Here is a 19,311-nt window from a genome sequence, read left to right on the forward strand (position 1 = left end):
GGGTCTCAGGTGCGCGAAATGTGGGGGTCCTGTGTGGATCGCCACCCGCCGCCCGCCGGCTCGTCCCGCTCGACGTGCCGCAGGGAGCGGATGCCGTGCTCAAGGTGCCACTGGAGGTAGGCCGCCACGAGGCCGCTGCACTCGGTGCGGTGCCGGGGCTCGGAGGAGTCGGCGGCCGGCCAGTCGCCCCGCAGCAGCGCGATCATCAGCGCGATCGTCTCGGCCGCAGGCACGGCCGCGCCCGCCGGACGGCAGCCGCCGCAGACCACGCCGCCGGCCACGATCGCGAAGGCCCGCACGGCGTCCGCGCCGCACCGGGCGCACTCCGAGAGCGCGGGGGCGTAGCCCGCGACCGCCAGCGAGCGCAGGAAGTAGGCGTCGAGCACCAGCCGGGCCTCGTGGCCGCCCTCGACAAGGGTGCGCAGCCCTCCCACCAGCAGCAGGAACTGGCGCAGCGCGGGCTCCTTCTCCCCCACGGTCAGCCGGTCGGCGGTCTCCAGCATCGCGGTCCCGGCGGTGTAGCGGGGATAGTCGCTCACGAGCGCCTCGCCGTACGGGCGGATGGTCTCGACCTGGGTGATCACGTCGAGCGTCCGGCCTGCGTGGAGCTGCAGATCGACGTGGGAGAACGGCTCCAGCCGCGCGCCGAACCGCGACATGGTCTTGCGCACGCCCTTGGCGACGCCGCGGACCTTGCCCGTGCGTTTGGTGAGGATCGTGATGATGCGGTCGGCCTCGCCCAGCTTCTGGGTCCGAAGGACGACGCCCTCGTCACGGTAAAGGCTCACACGGCCATCCTACGAGCACCCCAAATGGTGAAATTTCGGTAAGGATCTGATCTCTCCCACCCGGGCGGAACCGGCCCCAAGCTGGACATCAAGTGTCCATACGGTAAACCTGGGATGCGACGGCTTGACCGAAAGCTCACTAAGCTTTGGCCTCCGGCGGAGTTCCCCGCGCCGGTCAAGCCGTACGGCCTGATCCCCCCGCTGCGTGAAAGGGTGCCATGACCCGCGTGGTCCTGCTGGGCTCGCCGCCCGGCCCGATCGGTCCTCCGTCCCCGGGCGGCCAGCCCGTCCTGCCGACGGACATCACCCTGACATCCCTTGCCGGTCAGCCCACCGCGTACGGCAGGCTGCTGGGACAGCTCACCTCTCTGGACCCGGCGCCCGTGACGATCGCCCGGCCGGGCGACGCCCCGTCCTACCGGGAGCACCCGGGGCGGGTCGTGGAGAGCACGGACGTCGCCGGGGACCTGCGCGCGCTGGCGGACGCGGTCGAGGGCGCCACGGACAACGTGCTGATCCTCCCCGCCGAGTCGCTGGTGCACGACGAGTTGATCTACCAGCTCACCAAGGCCAAGCGGGCCGCCATCGCGCTGATCCTCCGGGAGGAGACCGAAGAGGAGGAGCCGCCGATCGAGGACGCGCTGCCCGAGATCGGTCGGGGCGTCCTGGAGGGCCTGCCGCAGCGCATCCGGGCCGGCCGCGGCCGCGTGGTCTCGGTCGGCACGGCCTACCACGCCGTGACCCGGCCGAACGCGGCCCTGCTCGGGCCTCTCCACCTCCACCAGCGGCACGCCGCCGTCCTCGCCGAGGTCGCCCGCGAGCTGGCGGACATGGCCCACCTCTTCGGTCCCGAGGACGACGTGACCGAACTGCTCGTTCTCGGTCTCGTACGGCGGGGCGTGTCCGTGGGCGTCCGCGGCCGCCGCGACCTGTTCTACCGGCGCGTCCGGACCCAGCCGGAGGCCGACGAGGCCCTGGCGGAGATGGCCGGGTTCAACGAGGACCGGGCGCGGCTGGACAACGCGGTGAAGGGCGCCGACGGCTTCTTCACCACCTTCTTCGTCAGCACCTACTCCCGGTTCATCGCCCGGTGGGCGGCCCGGCGGGGGCTGACCCCCAACCAGGTCACGCTGATCTCGATCTTCCTCGGCCTCCTGTCGGCGGCCGCCTTCGCCACCGGCACCCGCTGGGGCGCGGTGGCGGGCGGCGTGCTGATCTACTTCGCGTTCGTGTTCGACTGCGTCGACGGCCAGGTCGCCAGGTACGCGCGGAAATTCGGCGTGCTCGGGGCCTGGCTGGACGCCACGTTCGACCGGTTCAAGGAGTACGCCGTCTTCGTCGGCCTCGCCGTGGGGGCCACAGTGTCCGGGCAGTTCGGCGACGGCGAGGGCGTGTGGACGCTGGCGCTGGTCGCGCTGGGCCTCCAGACGGTCAAGCACCTGCTCGACTTCTCGTTCGGCGCGGCCAACCGGCGCAAGCCGCCCGCGCCGCTGCCGACGCTGGAGCTGTCGGCCGCCGACGACGGCCCGCTGCGCAGGGCGCTGGAGAACCGCAAGGTCACCCAGAGCACCGGCATCCGCGGCCTGCTGCGGCTCTGGTCGAGGGCCGGCAGGTTCCGCGCCGTGCACTGGGCCCGCAAGATGATCGTGTTCCCCATCGGCGAGCGCTTCGCCGCCATCGCGATCACCGCCGCCTTCTTCGACCCCCGCGTCACCTTCCTCACGCTGGTGATCTGGGGCGGCGTCGCGGCCACCTACACCCTGACCGGACGTCTCCTGAGGTCTCTCGCATGATCACCCAGCCACAGGTCACCGCCATCCCCGACCCCGACGAGGAGCGCCGCCGCATCCAGACCGAGCGGCTGCTGGCCTACCGGGACGACGGCCCGCTCGTCGCCGCACTGAAGGGCCGCCTCGGCCCCGGCCTGCCCCCCGTGCCCGCGACGCTCGTGGCGCTGGCGGCCGTCGTCGTCCTGGCGGTGACCGGCACCCTCAAGAACGGCCCGATCCTGCTCGTGCCCGTGCTGGTGATCGTCGCCCTGGTCGTCCCGACCGCGCCGCGCGACCACCTCGGGCGATTCGACTGGCTGATCCCGCCGCTGCTGCGCGGAACCGAGTTCCTCACGATCATCCTGCTCGGGCTGGCCGCGGACACGCCCAAGTGGCTGCTGTTCGTGCTCCTCTACATCGTCGGCTACCACACGTACGACACGGTGTACCGGACCAGGCAGGGCATCTGGCCACCGGCCTGGGTGTTCCGGGCGGGGCTGGGCTGGGAGGTCCGCCTGCTGCTCCTCGGCGTGGGCGCGGCGACGGGCCTGCTGACCCCGGTGGCGGTGGTCCTCACGGCCTACCTCGTCGTGCTGTTCTCGGTGGAGAGCGTGGTGAGCTGGGTGCGCCTGGACAAGGCGTCGGCCCAGGCCCAGGCCGACCAGGACCTGGAGCAGTCGCCGGAGGACGCGGTCGAGCAGGCCACCGGCGACGCGGACGCCGCCTGACCGCGAACCAACCCCCCAACTAACCAACTCTCCAACTAACCGGACCACCCTGGCCGACCCGACCGGCCCGGCTAACCGGACTGGCCGCGAACCTGGCGGGCCCGGCGGGCGTACTTGCGCCGGCCGACGGTCCGCCAGACCAGCCGGGCCGGCAGCGGGAGGCCGCCGAGCAGCTCCGCGCGCTCCTCCGGGGTCGCCTCCTCGAGGAGGGCGCCGAGGAAATACAGCAGCTTGTCCTTGGGGGTCTCGGTGGCGAACCGGCCGCCCAACTCCGCCCACTCATCGGCGGTGAGGTGCTCCTCGGCCAGTGGGAGGATGTGGATCTCCTCCTCCCCCAGGTGCTCGACCAGGGCCGCCCGGTGGCCGGTCAGCGCGAGGGCGATCTGGTCCCGCACCGGCGCGGCGGCCGTGCGTTCCCACTCCGGTAGCAGCCCGGCGACCTGGTCGAGGGTGGCCGAGATCGTCTCGTGCTGGGCTTCCATGCGCAGGACCAGGTCGGCCTCCAGATCGACCCGGGCCAGCAGCTTGGGCCAGAGCAGGTCGTCCTCGGCGGAATGATGGTGGTGCAGGCCCAGCGCGTAGTCGCGGAAGTGCCCGGCGAGGACCCGGGCCCGTCCGGCGTCCCCCTCTGACACCGCTGGCACGAGCTCGGCCAGCAGGCGGGACTCGCGGCGGAACACACGGTGGACGACGAGCATGTCGTGGGTGTCCGGACGGGTGTGGGCGGCACCGTGGGCGGCACCGTGGGCGGCGGGGGTCATCTTCGTCTCCTCTCGCAGGTGGTCGCCTCCACTCTCCGGCCTCGCTCTTGGAGCCCTCTTGAGACGGTCTTGGGACGGATGGCCCGAAGTGACCTACGATGTCCGCGTGCTCAACGGACCGTTCCGGCGATGATCCGCATTCGTGTGCTCGGCGCGTTCGACGCCGAGGTGAACGGGACGACGGCGCAGCTCGGCGGGCCGCGCCAGCGCGCCGTGCTGGCCCTGCTCGTCGCCGCCAGGGGCGACGTGGTGTCCGTCGACCGGCTGATCGAGGACCTGTGGCGCGGGGAGCCTCCCGCGAAGGCCATCGCGTCCCTCCAGACCTATGTCGCCAACCTGCGGAGGGCCCTGGAGCCCGACCGGCCTCCCCGCGCGCCTGCTCGCGTCCTGGTCAGCGCGGCCCCCGGCTATGCCGTACGGCTGGGCGGCGACGAGGTGGACGCTTGGCGGTTCGAGCGGCTGGTCGAGGAGGCGCGGCAGCGGATCGAGAGCCGCCCCTCCGAGGCCAGGACCCTCCTCGGTGAGGGGCTGGCCCTGTGGCGCGGGCAGGCGTTCGCGGAGGTCGCCGACGAGGAGTGGGCCGTCGCCGAGGCCGCCCGGCTGGAGGAGCAGCGGCTGGCGGCCGGCGAGCTGTTCGTCGCGGCGACGCTCCGCTCGGCGCCCGCCGCCGACGCCGTCCCGGTGGCCGAGATGCTCACCCGCAGGCAGCCGCTCCGCGAGGAGGGCTGGCGGCTGCTGGCCCTCGCGCTGTGGGGCAGCGGACGGCAGGCCGACGCGCTGTCCGCGCTGCGCCGCGCCCGCCACACCCTCGCCGACGAGCTGGGCCTCGACCCGGACCCCGCACTGGTGACACTGGAGGACGCCATCCTCGGCCAGCGGGTCGAGGTGCTCCACGCCTCGCTGGGCGACGGCAAGCGAGGCCGACCAGCCGCCTCCGTCCCCGTACCGGCTGCAGCTGACGGCTCCCCCGGCTTGTCCCCATCTGACGGCTCCCCCGGCTTGTCCCCATCTGACGGCTCCCCCCGCCTCACCCCGCCTGACGGCTCCCCCGGCTTGGCCCCGGCGCACGGCGCGCCCGGACGGCCGGCTCTGTTCGTGGGACGTACGGCGGAGCTGGCCACGCTCGACGAGGCCGCGCGGGACGTGCTGGCCGGGATGCCCCGCATCGCCGTGGTGACGGGCGAGGCGGGAGCGGGCAAGTCGGCGCTGCTCGGCCGCCTGCAGGAGGGCCTCGACCCTGCGAGCTGGCTGGTCGCGGTCGGCCGGTGCCCGGAGACCGACGGCGCGCCCCCCGCATGGGCCTGGCTGGAGGCGCTGCGGCCGCTGGCCCGCGTCGTGCCGCCGGGCGAGCACGAGACCGCGCTGTCCCCGTTGCTGGGCGAGGGCCACGTGATTGAGGACGCCTCGGCGGGTCGCTTCCGCCTGCACCGGGCGGTCTCCGCGTGGCTGCGGGCCATCGCGGGAAACCCCTCCAACGGCGCGCGGAGGGCGCTGGCCATCGTGCTCGACGACGTACACCGCGCCGACGCCGAGACCCTGGCCCTGCTCGCCTCCGTCGCCGGAGAGCTGGCGGGCACCCGCATCCTCCTCGTCGTCGCGCTCCGGCCGTCGGACGTCACCGAGGCGCAGGAGGACACCTTGGCCGCGCTGGCGCGGCACTCCCCCGTGCGGGTGCAGCTCGGCGGGCTGTCCGGCGCCGAGGTCGAGACCCTGGTCACCTCGGTGTGCGACCGGCCGGTCGATCCGGCGACCCTCTCGTCGCTGGCCGAGCGCACCGGAGGCAACCCCTTCTACGTCTGGGAGAGCGCCCGTCTGCTGGCGAGCGAGGGCACGCTGTCCGACGTGCCCGAGGGCGTGCGCGACGTGCTGCGGCGCCGTCTGTCGCGGCTGCCGGCCGCCGCGGTGAGCGTCCTGCGGCTGGCCGCCGTCGTGGGCCGTGAGGCCGAGGTGGAGGTGCTCGTCAACGCCGCCGACGGCACCGAGGACGCCGTCCTCGACGCGCTGGAGGCGGGTGTCTTCTCCGGCCTGCTCACCGAGCCGTCCCCGGGCCGCGTCAGGTTCGTCCACGCGCTCGTTCGCGACACCCTCTATCAGGACCTGTCCCAGGTGAGGCGCACCCGGATGCACGCCCGGGTCGCCGCCGCGCTGCGGGAGCTCCACCCGGACGACCTGACCGCCCTCGCCTATCACTACGCCAGGGCCGCGTCATCGGCGACGGCCCCGATGGCGGTGGACTACTCCGTGCGGGCGGCCGAGATGGCCACCCGGCGGTACGCGCACGACACGGCCGCCGAGCTGCTGGCCCAGGCGCTCGACTGCTTCGACCGGGTGGCCGGGGCGGCGGACCACGACGCCAGGCGGGTGGCGCTGCTCGGCGAGCTGTTGCGGGCCCAGGTCCGGGCGGGCGACGTCGTCGCCGCGCGGGCGTCCAGGCAGCGCGCCGTCGGCATCGCCGTGCAGTCGGGCCGCGACGACCTGCTGATCGCCGCCTTCACGTCCTGGACGGAGGCGACGCCCTGGCAGATCCGCCCCTACGGGACGATCGACGCCGGCGCCGTGCGGCTGCTCGGCCGGCTGCTGCGCCGTACCGACCTGGAGCCGGTCACCCGCTGCCTCCTGCTGGCGGCCTTCGTCGCCGAGATGGACAGCGAGGGCGACCCGCGCAGCCTCGCCGCCGCCCAGGAGGCGGTGGCGCTGGTGGAGCACCTCGACCACCCGGCCTTGAAGGCACTGGCCATCACTCTGCTGATCAAGGAGACCTCCTTCGAGCACGCCCCGGACGAGCGGGCCGCGCTCGCGATTCGGCTGCGGGCGCTCGCCGACGACCACGACCTGGTCGTTTACCGGTGGTTCGCCGAATACACCCTCGCGACGGCGGCGAGAGACGCGGCCATGCTCCGCGCCCACGTCGAGCGGAGCATGGAGATCGCCCAGACCTACCAGATGGCGGAGGCGCTCTCGGTGGGAATGTGCTCCCAGGCCGTCCTGGCGCACATCGGCGGACGTCTCGACGAGGCCGAGCGGCTGTACGGCCTGGCCTACGAGAAGATGCGCCGCGAGGGCTCGATACACGCCTACGGCGTCTACAGCATGGCCCTGACGTCGGTCCGCATCAGCCAGGGCCGGATCGGTGAGCAGGAGGGACTGCTCCGCGCGCTCTACGAGCAGTACGGCCCGTCCGGCGCGGACGCCTACGCCCTCGCGCTCGCCGCGAACGGCCGGGTGGACGAGGCGAGGGCGGTGCGAGTCCACCGGCCTCCGCTGCGGAACGACTACTTCCGGGCGGTGTTCGCCACGCTGCGCGCGATGGCCGTCGTCGTGCTCGGGGAGCGGGACGAGGCGGAGGAGATGATGGAGGTGCTCCTCCCCTACCGCGACCAGCTTCCGGGCGCGCCGTCCACGTCACTGGTGCTGCGGCCGGTCGCGCATTCGCTCGGTGAGCTGGCCCTGCTGCTGGACCGGCCCGGCGAGGCCGCCGGGCACTTCGCCCACGCGATCGAGGTCGCGCGGCGGTGGGACGCGCCGGTATGGGAGAAGGAGGCCCTGGCGGCGCTCTCCAAGACCGCGCCAAGAACACCTCAAGACCACTGACGACCGCGGGAACGACGATGATCTCGGCTCAGGAGTCCCGGACGTCGAAGAGGGCCCAGACGACCTTGCCGCCGCCGCGGGTGAGGATCCACCCCCAGGTGGCCGTCAGGGCCGCGACGAGATGAAGGCCGCGCCCGGTCTCCGACAGGTCGCTGCCGGGGGACATCGCGGGCACCCGCTCGCTCGCGTCGCGGACGGCGCAGCCGATATGGAACCGGTTGTTCACCAGCCGCAGCCGGATGGGCGGGCCGGACGCCGGGTCGGACACGCAGGCGTGCCGGAGGGCGTTGGTCACCAGTTCGGACACCACGAGCTGGGCGTCCTGGATCAGGTGGGGAGCGCCCCAGCCGCACAGGGTCCTGGCGGTGAAGTCCCGGGCGACGGCGGGCGAGGTGGTGCGGCCGTGGAGGGCACACGTCGCCGACGGCGGGGCGGACAGTTCTGCGACGTCGTCACGGTCGAACGAGGTCAACCATGGAGGCGCTGTCGCGGCTCCCGGGCCCGCCAGATCTGCAGTCATCGCCAGCCCCTGCGGTCGTCACGCGTTACACGTTGTGAACTTCCCTGTCGTCATGTCTCTTGCCCCGTGCCTTGCGGATGCAAGCACACGTGAATGTGCAAAGTTCCCGCTCGGCGAAATTCCGCCTTAGTTCACGGTAAACACGATGTCGCCGCCGGCCGGGGCGCCGTCACCCACTCGACGTGAAGCGCCCGTTGGCGTCCTTGGGCATGAAGCCGTACTCCAGGACCGTCGTGGCGGTCACCGGGATGTTGACCGCGAAGGCCCGCGAAGGCCCGCGAAGGCCCGCGAAGGCCTGGAAGTACGCGCACGATCACCACTGGCGAACGGCGTCGTGGACCCAATACAGTGATCATCTGTCCGCAACACCGCCGCAACGAGAGACTGGTTCACTGAGAATCATGTCCGCCACGGAGTCCACATGAACACGGCACAGGCGGCGAACGCCGAGCCGGCGCGGATCGGAACGGCGCGGGGCGGGCCGACCGTCCTGCGCATCCTCCTCGGCACTCAGCTCAGACGGCTGCGCAAGGATCGCGGCATCACGCCGGAGAAGGCCGGGAGCGCCATCAGGGGGTCCCACGCGAAGATCAGCCGCCTGGAGCTCGGCCGGGTCAGCTTCAAGGAGCGCGACATCGCCGACCTCCTCACGCTGTACGGCATGACCGACCCCGCCGACCGGGCTCCGCTGCTGAGCCTGGCCAGAGAGGCCAACACGCCCGGCTGGTGGCACAAGTACGGCGACGTCCTGCCGAGCTGGTTCGAGGTCTACATCGGGCTGGAGGAGGCCGCGTCGGTCATCCGCAGCTACGAGCTTCAGTTCGTCCCCGGCCTGCTCCAGACCCCGGACTACGCCCGCGCGGTCATCCTGCTCGGCAACCCCAACGCGTCGGACGCCGAGCTGGACAAGCGGATCAGCCTGCGGATGCGGCGGCAGGAGCGCATCACCGGGCCGGACGCGGCGAAGCTGTGGGCCGTCGTGGACGAGGCCGCGCTGCGCAGGCCGATGGGCGGCGAGAAGGCGATGCGCGGCCAGATCGAGCACCTGATCGAGATGACCGGGCACCCTAACGTGACCCTCCAGGTGGTCCCGTTCGAGCGCGGAGGCCACTCGGCGGCCGGCGGGCCGTTCACGATCCTGCGCTTCGAGGAGCAGGAGTTGCCCGACGTGGTCTACCTCGAACAGCTCACGAGCGCGCTCTATCTCGACAAGCCCGAGGACACCGAGGCGTACATGCAGGTCATGAACATGCTGTGCGTCGAGGCCCGGCCGGCCTTCCGCACCAAGGCCTTCCTGGAGAAGCTGCTCGCGGAGATCCGGTAGATCCTCACGTCTCGGACAATGCGGAGAAGAACTCCTGGCACGTCTCCGCGAAGGCGGTCGCGCGGGCGGTCGGCCGGACTCCCCGGACCGACGCGAGCACGACGTCGAGCGACGGCACGTCATCTCTGATCGGGACGCTCACGACCCGCCCGCCGTCGTAGGTCTGGTCGGTCGCGGCCCGCTGGTTGAGGATCGAGTAGCCGTGCCCGCCCGCCACCAGGGACCGCGCCGTCTCATAGCTCGACGTGCGGAACCGCACCCGGGGTTCGGCGGCGTACAGCGTGCGGAAGTAGTCGCGGCTGCGCGGCAGGTCGAGGAGGATCATCGGCTCGGCCGCGAGGTCGGACAGCGACACCGCGTCGGCCCCGGCGAGCGGGTGTCCGGGTGGCAGCAGAACGTACGGCCTGGCCCGGGTGAGCGGCCTGATGTCGAGATCGAGGGCCAGATCGATCGCGTAGACCAGAGCGACCTCGCACCGGCCGTCGAGCAGGGCGCTCTCCACGGCGGAGATCTCCCCCTCGGACACCGTCACCCGCACCCCCGGATGCCGCCCGGCGAAGTGGCGCAGCAGCCGGGACATGTAGAACGGCGCCAGCGTGGTGAGGCAGCCGACGGCGAGTTCGCCGGTGAGCGAGCCCGCCAGCCCTCGGGCCGACTCGGCCAGCGCGGCGGCGTGGGCCAGGAACTCCCGCGCCTCGACGAGGAACCGCTCCCCCGACCGGGTGAGCGACAGCCCTCTGGCGTGGTGGCGGATCAGGAGCTGCACCCCGAGCTCCCGCTCGACCTGGGCGATGGCAGCCGAGATCGCCGACTGCGCCACCATGAGCTCCCGGCTGGCCGCGGTCATGCTGCCGAGCTCGGCCGCCGTTACGAAGTAACGCAGCTGGACGAGGGTGAAGTTGACGTCCGCCACGCCACCCATTGTGACCGCCCCGCGTCCGTACGGCTCCCGCAACCCTCAGGTGGGCCTCCATGAAGTTGCGCGGACCGTTCCATGCCTTGATCAGGCGTTTTCTCGCTGGAAGAGCCGGGTGCCGATGACGACGCCCGCGACGACGAAGACGGCCGACACCAGCACGCCCCACAGGACCTCGGAGGAGGCGTAGGACCCGGCGAAAAGCGCCCGCAGCGCCTCGACGGCGTAGCGGAACGGGGTGAACCGGGAGACGGCGTCCAGCCACGCCGGCGCGAGGGACATGGGCAGCAGGGCCCCCGACAGCAGCATCAACGGGATCACAAGCGTCGACATGAGGGGCGCGAAGAGCTCCTGCCTGATCGTCAGGGCGGCGGCGTAGGACACCGACGCCATGCCGACCGAGAGGAAGACCATCAGCAGCAGGCCGAGGAGGACGCCGGGCAGAGGCGCGCGGAGGCCGAAGGCGTACCCGAGGGCGACGATCGCGGCGGCCTGGACCAGCAGCACGACGCTGTCCTTGAGCACCCGCCCGAGCAGCAGCGACGTGCGGCCCGCCGGGGTGACCCGGAGCCGTTCCAGCACGCCGAACCGCTGATCGAAGACGATGCCGAAGCCCACGAGTCCCGAGCTCATGAGGGCGAGCTGGACGAGCAGGCCCGGCACGAGCGTGTCCCAGGAGCCGACGCCGCTGCGGGCGAACAGCGGGCCGAACAGCAGCAGGAAGAACAGCGGCTGGACGGCGCCGAAGACCACGGCGAACCTGCTCTTGAACGTGGCGCGGAGATAGTAGGCGGTCAGCGGGACCAGGGCGCTCACGCGGCGGCTCCCTCACGCAGCTCGCGGCCGGTGACCGCGAGGAAGACGTCGTCGAGCGTGCCCGCCCCGTGCGCCGCCTTGAGCTCGGCCGGCGTGCCGGAGGCGACGATCCGCCCGTGGTCGATGATGAGGATCCGGTCGCAGAGCGCGTCGGCCTCCTCCAGGTAGTGCGTGGTGAGGAACACCGTGACGCCGTCCTTGTCGCGCAGCCGCCGCACGTGGTCCCACAGGTTCGCGCGGCTCTGCGGATCGAGGCCGGTCGTGGGCTCGTCGAGGAACAGCAGGGCGGGCCGGTGGAGCAGGCCCATGGCTATGTCAACCCGCCGCTTCTGGCCGCCGGAGAGCGAGGCGGTGGGCCGCTGGTCCATCCCGGGCAGGTCGAGCTCGGTGAGCAGCCGGTCCACCCGCTCGGCGGCCTCGGCCCGGCGCAGGCCGTACAGGCGGGCCTGGAGCCGGAGCTCCTCGCCCACCATCGAGAACGGGCCGACTGTGTTGCCCTGGGGCACGTAGCCGATCCGCCGCCGGACCTCCATGGGGTCGGCGAACAGGTCGCGTCCCGCGACGGTGGCCGTGCCGGACGTGGGCCGCAGCAGGGTCGTCAGCATGCGCAGTGTGGTGGTCTTCCCGGCGCCGTTCGGGCCGAGGAACCCGACGATCTCCCCTTGGGAGACGTCGAGATCGATGCCCCGGACCGCTTCGACGGCCCCGAAGGACCGGGAGAGTCCTCTCGCGTGAATCATGCCGTTTAGAGTAACACCAAATTTGGAGTCACTTAAAGTTTGAGGCGGCACATAGAATCTGAGCCATGGAAGAGGGCCTGCGAGAGCGGAAGAAGCGGGAGACCCGGCAGCGCATCGCGGACGTGGCGATGGGCCTGTTCCTGCAGCGCGGCTTCGACAACGTGACCGTCGCGGAGATCGCCCGGGTCGCAGACGTGTCGGTGAACACGGTCTTCAACTACTTCCCCGCGAAGGAGGACATGTTCCTCGACCGCAGCGAGGCGGCCGAGGGAATGCTGGCGCAGGTGGTGCGCGACCGGCGGCCGGGCGAAACGGTCGTCGAGGCGCTGCGGCGCGACTTCTTCGACGCCCTCGACACCGGCGACTGGCGCTACGGCATGACCGAGGGCTCCGACATGTTCGCCCGCCGGGTGCGGGAGAGCCCCACCCTCGTCGCCCGCCTGCAGGTGCTGGACGTCGAAAGGGAGCTCAGGCTGGCGCGGGAGCTCGCCGACGCGACCGACGCCGACCCCGACGACCTGACGCCGTACATCGTCGCGGCGCAGCTCTGCGCGGTCGTCCGTACGCTGACGAGGCACTTCGCGGTGCGCCGGCTCGCCGGGGAGGACACTGCCCTGATCGTCGCGGACATCCGCGGGCATGCCGAGCGCGCCTTCGACCTGCTGGAGCGCGGCGTCGGCGACTACGCCCTCCGCTGGCCCGAGACCGGCCCGACCGCCCCCACCCCCCCAACCCCCCGGCGTGATCATGCACAGGTTCCCGGACAGCCTGGTTGAGCTGCCCCAACCCTCGGCGTGATCATGCACGGGTTCCTCGATCCCGCCACCGACCTGCGGCGACTCAAGTCGTGATCATGCACATCGCTCCTCGCGACTCGTGCATGATCACCACCACGGTTGCCGCAGGTCAAGGGCCAAGGCCGGGAATCTGCGCATGATCACGAATCAGATCGGCGCAGGTCAAAGGGGCCCTCGGGGAACCTGTGCATGATCACGGCCGGAGACACGGGCCGTGGGTTTCTATGCGATCGATGCCTCGCACGCGATGACCGGTATACAGGTCCACGTGAAGTTGGACGAGCTGGACCGCGCCATCATCAAGGCTCTCGTCGAGGACGCCCGCGCGACATATGCCGAAATAGGCGCTCAGGTCGGGCTGTCCGCCCCGGCGGTCAAGCGCCGGGTCGACCGGCTCATCGCCACGGGAGCGATCACCGGTTTCAGCGCGCGGGTCGAGCCGTCCGCTCTCGGCTGGACGACCGAGGCGTACGTCGAGCTGTTCTGCCGCGGTAAGACCTCCCCTTCGGAGATCGGCATGGCGGTCGCCCGGCATCCGGAGATCGTCTCGGCCTGCACGGTGACCGGCGAGGCCGACGCCCTGCTGCACATCCGCGCGACCGACGTGAGCCACGTGGAGCGCATCATCGAGCGCATCGCCGCCGAGCCGTTCGTGGTGCGGACGAAGAGCGCGATCGTGCTCTCCCGCCTGATTAACGGATCGCCTTAGCGGTCGCCTTAACGGATCGCCGCAAACCGGGTGAAAGACGCAACCGATCCCCACCAAGGAGCAACGCGGGCACATTGGCCGCCCGCCTCCCGGTTCCTACGCTGAAGACCTGTTCACCGGTTTCCCGTATGGAGCCTCGATGACCTTGCCCTTCACCACCGCCACCACCGGCGAGCGCACCGGTACGGCACGGCACTACCTGATGTGCCGGCCGGAGTTCTTCACCGTGTCCTACTCCATCAACCCCTGGATGGACCCGGACGCGGGCGCCGACACGGCGAGAGCCGTACAGCAGTGGGAGAGCCTCCGGCAGGCGTACGAGAGCCTGGGCCACACCGTCAGCCTGATCGACGCGGTGGACGGGCTGCCAGACATGGTCTTCGCCGCCAACGGCGCGCTGGTCGTCGAGGGCCGCGTCTACGGAGCACGGTTCGCCCACGCGGAGCGGGTCTCCGAGGGCCCGGCGTATTTGCGGTGGTTCGCCGAGCGCGGCTTCGAGACGCTGGAGGCGTCGTTCACGAACGAAGGCGAGGGCGACTACCTGACGCTCGACGAGATGATCCTCGCGGGGACCGGCTTCCGCACCGACGTGGCCGCGCACATGGAGGCCCAGGAGTTCCTGGGCCGGCCCGTGGTCACGCTCCGGCTGGTGGACCCGAGGTTCTACCACCTCGACACGGCCCTGTTCCCGCTCGACGGGAGGAACGTGGCCTACTACCCCGAGGCGTTCTCCGCGGGAAGCCGCAAGGTCCTGGAGCGGCTCTTCCCCGACGCCCTCATCGCCTCGGCCGCCGACGCCGAGGTCCTCGGCCTCAACGCGGTCAGCGACGGCCGGAACGTCGTCCTCAACGCCGAGGCGACCGGGCTCGCGCTGGAGCTGAAGCGGCGCGGCTACGAGGTCGTCCCGGTCGACCTGAGTGAGCTGCGCAAGGCGGGCGGCGGCCCCAAGTGCTGCACCCTGGAGATCCGCCCATGACCACGCGAAAAGACAACGTGACCGAGGATTTCATCCGGCTCGGCGAGAGCCGCAGCGCGCACAACTACCACCCGCTGCCCGTCGTCCTCTCCTCGGCCGAGGGCGCGTGGGTGACCGACGTGGAGGGCCGGCGCTACCTCGACTGCCTGGCCGGCTACTCCTCGCTCAACTTCGGCCACGGCAACCCGGCGATCATCGCGGCCGCCCGCGAGCAGCTCGAACGGCTGACGCTGACGAGCCGGGCGTTCTTCCACGACCAGTTCGCGGCGTTCGTCTCCGGGCTCGCCGACCTGTGCGGCAAGGACATGGTCCTGCCGATGAACACCGGCGCCGAGGCCGTCGAGACCGCCATCAAGGTCGCCCGCAAGTGGGGCTACGAGGTCAAGGGCGTGCCCAGGGACCGGGCGAACATCGTGGTCATGGAGGACAACTTCCACGGCCGCACCACCACGATCGTCAGCTTCTCCACCGACCCGGACGCGCACGACGGCTTCGGCCCCTACACGCCCGGCTTCCGGATCGTGAAGTACGGCTCGGCCGAGGCGATCAGGGACGCCATCGACGAGGACACCGTCGCCGTGCTGCTCGAACCCATCCAGGGCGAGGCGGGCGTGCTGGTGCCGCCGGACGGCTACCTCACCTCGGTCCGGGAGATCTGCTCGGAGAGCGGCGTGCTGTTCATCGCCGACGAGATCCAGTCGGGCCTGGGCCGCACCGGGGAGACCTTCGCCTGCGACCACGAGGGCGTCGTGCCGGACATGTACGTCCTGGGCAAGGCCCTCGGCGGCGGGGTCGTGCCGGTCTCGGCGGTGGCGGCGAACGCCGACGTCCTCGGTGTGATCAGGCCGGGCCAGCACGGCTCGACGTTCGGCGGCAACCCGCTGGCCTGCGCGGTCGGCAACGCGGTCATCGCGCTGCTCCGCACGGGCGAGTATCAGTCCCGGGCCCGCGAGCTCGGGGCCCACCTCCATGAGCGGCTGCGCGAGCTGGCGGACGCCCGCGAGGGCCGGCCGGGCATCGTGGCGGTCCGGGGACGCGGCCTGTGGGCGGGCATCGACATCGACCCGTCGCTCGGCACCGGCCGCCAGGTCAGCGAGGCCCTCATGCGCCGCGGCGTGCTGGCCAAGGACACGCACGGCTCGACGATCCGCCTCGCGCCGCCCATCGTCGTCTCCGAGGACGACCTCACCTGGGCGGTGGACCAGCTCGGCGCCGTCCTCACCGAGCTCGCCGCCGGCTGAGACCCTTCCGGTACGGCTCACGCCCCCGAGGGCGCGAGCCGTACCCACCGCTCAGGGCGTGAGCCGTACCGGCGCTCAGAAGGTACGGCATGGCATCCCCCGCCGTGCATGATCACGGGCGGGGAAGGCGCGGGTCAGCCACGCCGTACGGGAACCCGTGCATGATCACGGCGGGGAGACCGGGCGGGGAGACCGGGCGGGGGGTTACCGGGGTTGGGTGAGCTGAATCCGGGCCATCTCCTCCAGGGCGGGACGAGCGGTGTGCCAGCTCACGGCCGCCGAGCGGCCGTCCAGGTCGAGGGTCGCCAGCGCGTTGGGGAACCACGGCCCATCGGTGATCTTCCAGCGAAGGGCGCGGCGCGGCAGGCGGGCCATGCGCGCCAGGACGCCGCCGACGAGACCTGCGACGCCGAAGGACCCGATCACGTTGGCCAGTCGCAGCGTGCGGCTCAGCGGGTTGCGGATCGGCGAGCACACCGCCTGGAAGATGCGGGGCGATTCGAGGTCGGAGGACTTCCGCCCCGCCGCCGCGAGGTAGGAGTAGTGAACGTCACCAGAGAGCAGGACGATCGTGGCCGGAGCCCGTCCGCGACGGCCCGCAGCCACGTCGACCAGCAGGCGGCCGAGCTGCTCGAACGACTCCCGGAACGCCCCCCAGTGTTCCAGGTCGAGAGCCTGGCGGATCTTCTCCCCCCACACCGCCGCCCGGCGGCCCCACGCCCCGCCCGCGACGGCCTCGTTCCAGCTCTCCACGTCGAAGATGCCGCTCGGCAGGAACACCGGCACCGATGACCCGATGAGCAGGTGGTCGACGTCACCGGTGGCGAGGTCGACGAACCAGGCCCATTCCTCATCGTCGAGCATCCGACGGTGACGCGGGTCGACTTCGCGGGCGCAGCGGGTGTCCACCATGATCAAGCGTGTTCCGCCGATGTCCCGGGTGTAGCTCCACCTCGCCGACGACGGGTCCTCGTCGGCTCGCTTGGCGAACTCGTCCAGGGCCGGCCCGCCGTCCAGGCCGGCGCCGTGGATCTGGGCGAACATGGGGTCGGCCTTCCGCTCGGCGGGCGACAGGTTGCCGATGTGCTGGTACACCCAGTACGCGCCGAGCGCCGAGGTCACCCGCTTCGGCCACCACGGCACCTCGGCCATCTTCCGCCGCCAGGCCAGGGAGGTGTTCCAGTCGTCGCGGACGTCATGGTCATCGAAGATCATCGCCGTCGGCACGGTGGACAGCAGCCAGCGGACCACGGGGTCGGTCCACGCCTGGCGGTACAGCTCGGCGTACTCCTCGAAGTCCACGATCTCGTCGGGGCCGTCACTCCGGCGGGCACGGATGAAGTCGAGCATCTCCGGGGAGGGCTCGTCGGCGTACACCTGGTCGCCGAGGAACAGGATGAGGCTCGGTAGGTCCTCCCCGTCCATCAGCCGCATGCCGTACTCGCGGAGCACGTCCACGCCGTGCGTCGCCACGTACTCCTCGTCGTGCGGCACGGTGGTGCGGCACGAGCCGAACACGACCCGGTTGAGCTCCTCCAGGGGGCAGATCTGGCTGTCGGGGAAGCCGTCGAGCGGCCAGACGCGCCGCCCGTCGAGCTCGACGGTGTACGGCCCGGTGCCTTCGACGTCGACTATCGCGTAATGGTGGCCGTGTACGGCGAACGTGCGGTCGGTGGCCCGGACGCCACCGACCGCGATGGCGACCTCGCACGGCTCGGTGGTCTCGACCCATATGGACGCGCTCGTCTCATCGACGTAACGAAGCATGGGGCCTACCAGCAGATCAGGCACGTGACTCCCCTCTAAGCCATTTATGACCATATGCGGGAACTCCACCTGGTGGCTGGTGGTCAGCCGTCGAGGGACCGCACCAGATGACCAAGCTCGCGCATGAGCTCTTCAGTCCGAGCCGCGCCGTAGACGCCAGAATCGCCCGGTGGTGCTCGGCGATGCCCGCCTCCAGACGGCCCAAGAGGTCACTGCCCCGATCCTCACGAAAAACCGCTACTTTGCGGCGATCTATGGAGGAATGTCCGCGATAGGGCACCGCCGGTCTGCAAATCCGGTCCAGCTCCACTGCTCCACAAAGGTGAAACAGCTCTCTTACCACGCCGGAATGGCCTATACCGCTATGGACGAGTCCACGATTCGATCAAGAGGCCGCCGGAGCCCCACTCGACTCCGTACCGTCAACGTCGACGGCACGAGGCCGGGCATCCGGGCGTCCGGCATCTGGCGCATCCAGCCCATCCAATCGGAGGAGCACTCCCAGACATGACCATCACGGACTTCCCGACAACGGCGTCGGGGGTTCGGGACGAGGTCCCCGATCCCCTTTTCCCCGCGGCCTCTCACCCCGCGGAGCCCGCCTCCCCCGGAGAGCAGGCCCTCGCGGCGGCCCGCTTCCAGCTCGCCGAGGCCTCCCGCTTCCTGGGCCTCGACGAGGGCCTGCACCTCATGCTCGCCACGCCCCGCCGGTCACTGACCGTCTCGGTCCCGGTCCGCCGCGAGGACGGCCGCATGGAGGTCGTCCAGGGCTACCGGGTGCAGCACAACCTCTCGCGCGGCCCGGCCAAGGGCGGCATCCGCTTCCACCCCTCGACCGACCTCCCCGAGGTCACCGCGCTCGCCATGTGGATGACCTGGAAGTGCGCCCTGGCCGGCATCCCGTACGGCGGGGCCAAGGGCGGCGTGGCCGTCGATCCCGGCGCGCTGACCACCCGCGAGCTCGAACGGGTCACCCGGCGCTACGTCAACGAGATCCTCCCCCTCATCGGCCCCGAGAAGGACATCCCCGCCCCGGACGTCGGCACCGACGAGCAGACCATGGCGTGGATCATGGACACCTACAGCGCCAACGCCGGCTACTCGGTGCCCGGAGTGGTGACCGGCAAGCCGATGACGCTCGGCGGCTCGCTGGGCCGGGCGGGAGCCACCTCGCGCGGCGTCCAGATCGCGGCGCTCCAGGCCCTCTCCCGGTCCCCGGAGGACGCGACCGTGGCGGTGCAGGGCTTCGGGAAGGTGGGCGCGCTCGCCGCGCAGTACCTCGCGGACGCGGGCTGCCGCGTGGTCGCCGTGTCCGACGCCACCGGCGCGGTCGTCCGCCGCACGGGCCTCGACGTCGCCGCCCTGCGGGCGCACGCCGCCGAGGCCGGCTCGGTGTACGGCTACCGCGACGCGGACGCCCTGAGCCACGACGAGCTGCTCGAGATGGACGTCGACGTGCTGGTCCCCGCCGCGCTCGAAGGCGTGATCACGGCGTCGAACGCCCCCCGTGTCAGGGCTCGCCTGATCGTCGAAGGCGCCAACGGCCCCACCACGCCCGAGGCCGACCGGATCCTCACGGAAGCCGGGGTGACGGTCGTCCCCGACATCCTGGCCAACGCGGGCGGCGTCATCGTGTCCTACCTGGAGTGGGTGCAGAACATGCAGGCCTACTCCTGGAGCGCCAACGAGGTCGAGGTGAAGCTTCGAGACCTCATGACAACCGCGTTCCAGGCGGTCGCCTCCCTGTCGGAGGAGAGGGACCTCACGCTCCGCCAGGCCGCCCACGCCATCGGAGTCGGCCGGGTGGCCGAGGCCCACCAGATGCGCGGCCTCTACCCCTAACCCCAATGCCGGTTAGTTAGGGTTTG

Annotated in this window: 16 protein-coding genes; 9 read left to right on the forward strand and 7 right to left on the reverse strand. The window is 71.4% G+C overall.

The window, feature by feature from the left end; translation table 11 throughout:
- Positions 1-5: 5 nt before the first annotated feature.
- Positions 6-788 carry a DNA repair protein RecO gene (gene recO, locus N5079_RS25950; protein WP_261586689.1) on the reverse strand — a complete coding sequence of 261 codons (783 nt, stop codon included), beginning with the start codon at positions 786-788 and terminating at the stop codon, positions 6-8.
- Positions 789-1,006: 218 nt separating this feature from the next.
- On the opposite strand from recO, the gene N5079_RS25955 reads away from it, so the two are divergent.
- Complete coding sequence (locus N5079_RS25955; protein ID WP_261586692.1) at positions 1,007-2,581, forward strand: CDP-alcohol phosphatidyltransferase family protein; 1,575 nt, start codon at positions 1,007-1,009, stop codon at positions 2,579-2,581.
- Positions 2,578-3,285 (forward strand): DUF5941 domain-containing protein, encoded by a 708-nt coding sequence (locus tag N5079_RS25960; RefSeq protein ID WP_261586693.1) that lies wholly within the window; start codon positions 2,578-2,580, stop codon positions 3,283-3,285. Before N5079_RS25955 ends, N5079_RS25960 begins: the two co-directional genes overlap by 4 nt.
- Positions 3,286-3,356: 71 nt before the next feature.
- Here the strand turns inward: N5079_RS25960 and N5079_RS25965 are convergent, their stop codons facing one another.
- Positions 3,357-4,046 carry a hemerythrin domain-containing protein gene (locus tag N5079_RS25965; protein WP_261586694.1) on the reverse strand — a complete coding sequence of 230 codons (690 nt, stop codon included), beginning with the start codon at positions 4,044-4,046 and terminating at the stop codon, positions 3,357-3,359.
- A gap of 129 nt (positions 4,047-4,175) precedes the next feature.
- Between N5079_RS25965 and N5079_RS25970 the strand changes: the two genes are divergently transcribed.
- A complete protein-coding gene (locus N5079_RS25970; protein WP_261586695.1) occupies positions 4,176-7,637 on the forward strand; it encodes a BTAD domain-containing putative transcriptional regulator in 3,462 nt (1,153 codons plus the stop codon).
- A gap of 28 nt (positions 7,638-7,665) precedes the next feature.
- Here N5079_RS25970 and N5079_RS25975 read toward each other — a convergent pair whose 3' ends face one another.
- Entirely contained in the window at positions 7,666-8,157 is a 492-nt protein-coding gene (locus N5079_RS25975) for an ATP-binding protein (RefSeq protein ID WP_261586696.1), read from the reverse strand.
- A 421-nt stretch (positions 8,158-8,578) separates the two neighbouring features.
- On the opposite strand from N5079_RS25975, the gene N5079_RS25980 reads away from it, so the two are divergent.
- On the forward strand, positions 8,579-9,481 hold the full coding sequence (locus N5079_RS25980; protein ID WP_261586697.1) for a helix-turn-helix domain-containing protein: 903 nt from the start codon (positions 8,579-8,581) through the stop codon (positions 9,479-9,481).
- A gap of 4 nt (positions 9,482-9,485) precedes the next feature.
- Here N5079_RS25980 and N5079_RS25985 read toward each other — a convergent pair whose 3' ends face one another.
- The 3 genes from N5079_RS25985 to N5079_RS25995 all read right to left on the reverse strand — a co-directional run bounded on the left by N5079_RS25985 (position 9,486) and on the right by N5079_RS25995 (position 11,953).
- A complete protein-coding gene (locus N5079_RS25985; RefSeq protein WP_261586699.1) occupies positions 9,486-10,403 on the reverse strand; it encodes a LysR family transcriptional regulator in 918 nt (305 codons plus the stop codon).
- An 81-nt stretch (positions 10,404-10,484) separates the two neighbouring features.
- Positions 10,485-11,213, reverse strand: a complete 729-nt coding sequence (locus N5079_RS25990) for an ABC transporter permease (protein ID WP_261586700.1) — start codon at positions 11,211-11,213, stop codon at positions 10,485-10,487.
- Positions 11,210-11,953: an ABC transporter ATP-binding protein gene (locus N5079_RS25995; RefSeq protein ID WP_261586701.1), complete on the reverse strand. Its 744-nt coding sequence runs from the start codon at positions 11,951-11,953 to the stop codon at positions 11,210-11,212. The genes N5079_RS25990 and N5079_RS25995 overlap by 4 nt, the downstream gene beginning before the upstream one ends.
- Before the next feature lie 65 nt (positions 11,954-12,018).
- On the opposite strand from N5079_RS25995, the gene N5079_RS26000 reads away from it, so the two are divergent.
- From N5079_RS26000 to rocD, 4 genes are all read left to right on the forward strand, one after another.
- On the forward strand, positions 12,019-12,729 hold the full coding sequence (locus N5079_RS26000; protein ID WP_261586702.1) for a TetR/AcrR family transcriptional regulator: 711 nt from the start codon (positions 12,019-12,021) through the stop codon (positions 12,727-12,729).
- Between the two features lie 289 nt (positions 12,730-13,018).
- Positions 13,019-13,459, forward strand: a complete 441-nt coding sequence (locus N5079_RS26005; protein WP_261586703.1) for an Lrp/AsnC family transcriptional regulator — start codon at positions 13,019-13,021, stop codon at positions 13,457-13,459.
- A 139-nt stretch (positions 13,460-13,598) separates the two neighbouring features.
- Entirely contained in the window at positions 13,599-14,435 is an 837-nt protein-coding gene (gene ddaH / locus N5079_RS26010; protein ID WP_261586704.1) for a dimethylargininase, read from the forward strand.
- On the forward strand, positions 14,432-15,676 hold the full coding sequence (gene rocD / locus N5079_RS26015; RefSeq protein WP_261586705.1) for an ornithine--oxo-acid transaminase: 1,245 nt from the start codon (positions 14,432-14,434) through the stop codon (positions 15,674-15,676). The genes ddaH and rocD overlap by 4 nt, the downstream gene beginning before the upstream one ends.
- Positions 15,677-15,880: 204 nt before the next feature.
- Here rocD and N5079_RS26020 read toward each other — a convergent pair whose 3' ends face one another.
- A complete protein-coding gene (locus N5079_RS26020) occupies positions 15,881-17,467 on the reverse strand; it encodes an alkaline phosphatase D family protein (RefSeq protein ID WP_261586706.1) in 1,587 nt (528 codons plus the stop codon).
- Positions 17,468-17,950: 483 nt separating this feature from the next.
- Between N5079_RS26020 and N5079_RS26025 the strand changes: the two genes are divergently transcribed.
- A complete protein-coding gene (locus tag N5079_RS26025; protein WP_261586707.1) occupies positions 17,951-19,285 on the forward strand; it encodes a Glu/Leu/Phe/Val family dehydrogenase in 1,335 nt (444 codons plus the stop codon).
- Positions 19,286-19,311 lie beyond the last annotated feature (26 nt).

It is taken from the genome of Planotetraspora sp. A-T 1434 (assembly GCF_025420585.1).
GTDB lineage: Bacteria > Actinomycetota > Actinomycetes > Streptosporangiales > Streptosporangiaceae > JAOEGB01.

What these genes read in the sequence shown, in the direction of transcription:
- N5079_RS25955 (WP_261586692.1), top strand. Translation starts at nt 1,007, where the DNA reads ATGACCCGCGTGGTCCTGCTGGGCTCGCCGCCCGGCCCGATCGGTCCT.
- N5079_RS25960 (WP_261586693.1), top strand. Translation starts at nt 2,578, where the DNA reads ATGATCACCCAGCCACAGGTCACCGCCATCCCCGACCCCGACGAGGAG.
- N5079_RS25965 (WP_261586694.1), bottom strand. Translation starts at nt 4,046, where the DNA reads ATGACCCCCGCCGCCCACGGTGCCGCCCACGGTGCCGCCCACACCCGT.
- N5079_RS25970 (WP_261586695.1), top strand. Translation starts at nt 4,176, where the DNA reads ATGATCCGCATTCGTGTGCTCGGCGCGTTCGACGCCGAGGTGAACGGG.
- N5079_RS25975 (WP_261586696.1), bottom strand. Translation starts at nt 8,157, where the DNA reads ATGACTGCAGATCTGGCGGGCCCGGGAGCCGCGACAGCGCCTCCATGG.
- N5079_RS25980 (WP_261586697.1), top strand. Translation starts at nt 8,579, where the DNA reads ATGAACACGGCACAGGCGGCGAACGCCGAGCCGGCGCGGATCGGAACG.
- N5079_RS25985 (WP_261586699.1), bottom strand. Translation starts at nt 10,403, where the DNA reads ATGGGTGGCGTGGCGGACGTCAACTTCACCCTCGTCCAGCTGCGTTAC.
- N5079_RS25995 (WP_261586701.1), bottom strand. Translation starts at nt 11,953, where the DNA reads ATGATTCACGCGAGAGGACTCTCCCGGTCCTTCGGGGCCGTCGAAGCG.
- N5079_RS26000 (WP_261586702.1), top strand. Translation starts at nt 12,019, where the DNA reads ATGGAAGAGGGCCTGCGAGAGCGGAAGAAGCGGGAGACCCGGCAGCGC.
- ddaH (WP_261586704.1), top strand. Translation starts at nt 13,599, where the DNA reads ATGACCTTGCCCTTCACCACCGCCACCACCGGCGAGCGCACCGGTACG.
- rocD (WP_261586705.1), top strand. Translation starts at nt 14,432, where the DNA reads ATGACCACGCGAAAAGACAACGTGACCGAGGATTTCATCCGGCTCGGC.
- N5079_RS26025 (WP_261586707.1), top strand. Translation starts at nt 17,951, where the DNA reads ATGACCATCACGGACTTCCCGACAACGGCGTCGGGGGTTCGGGACGAG.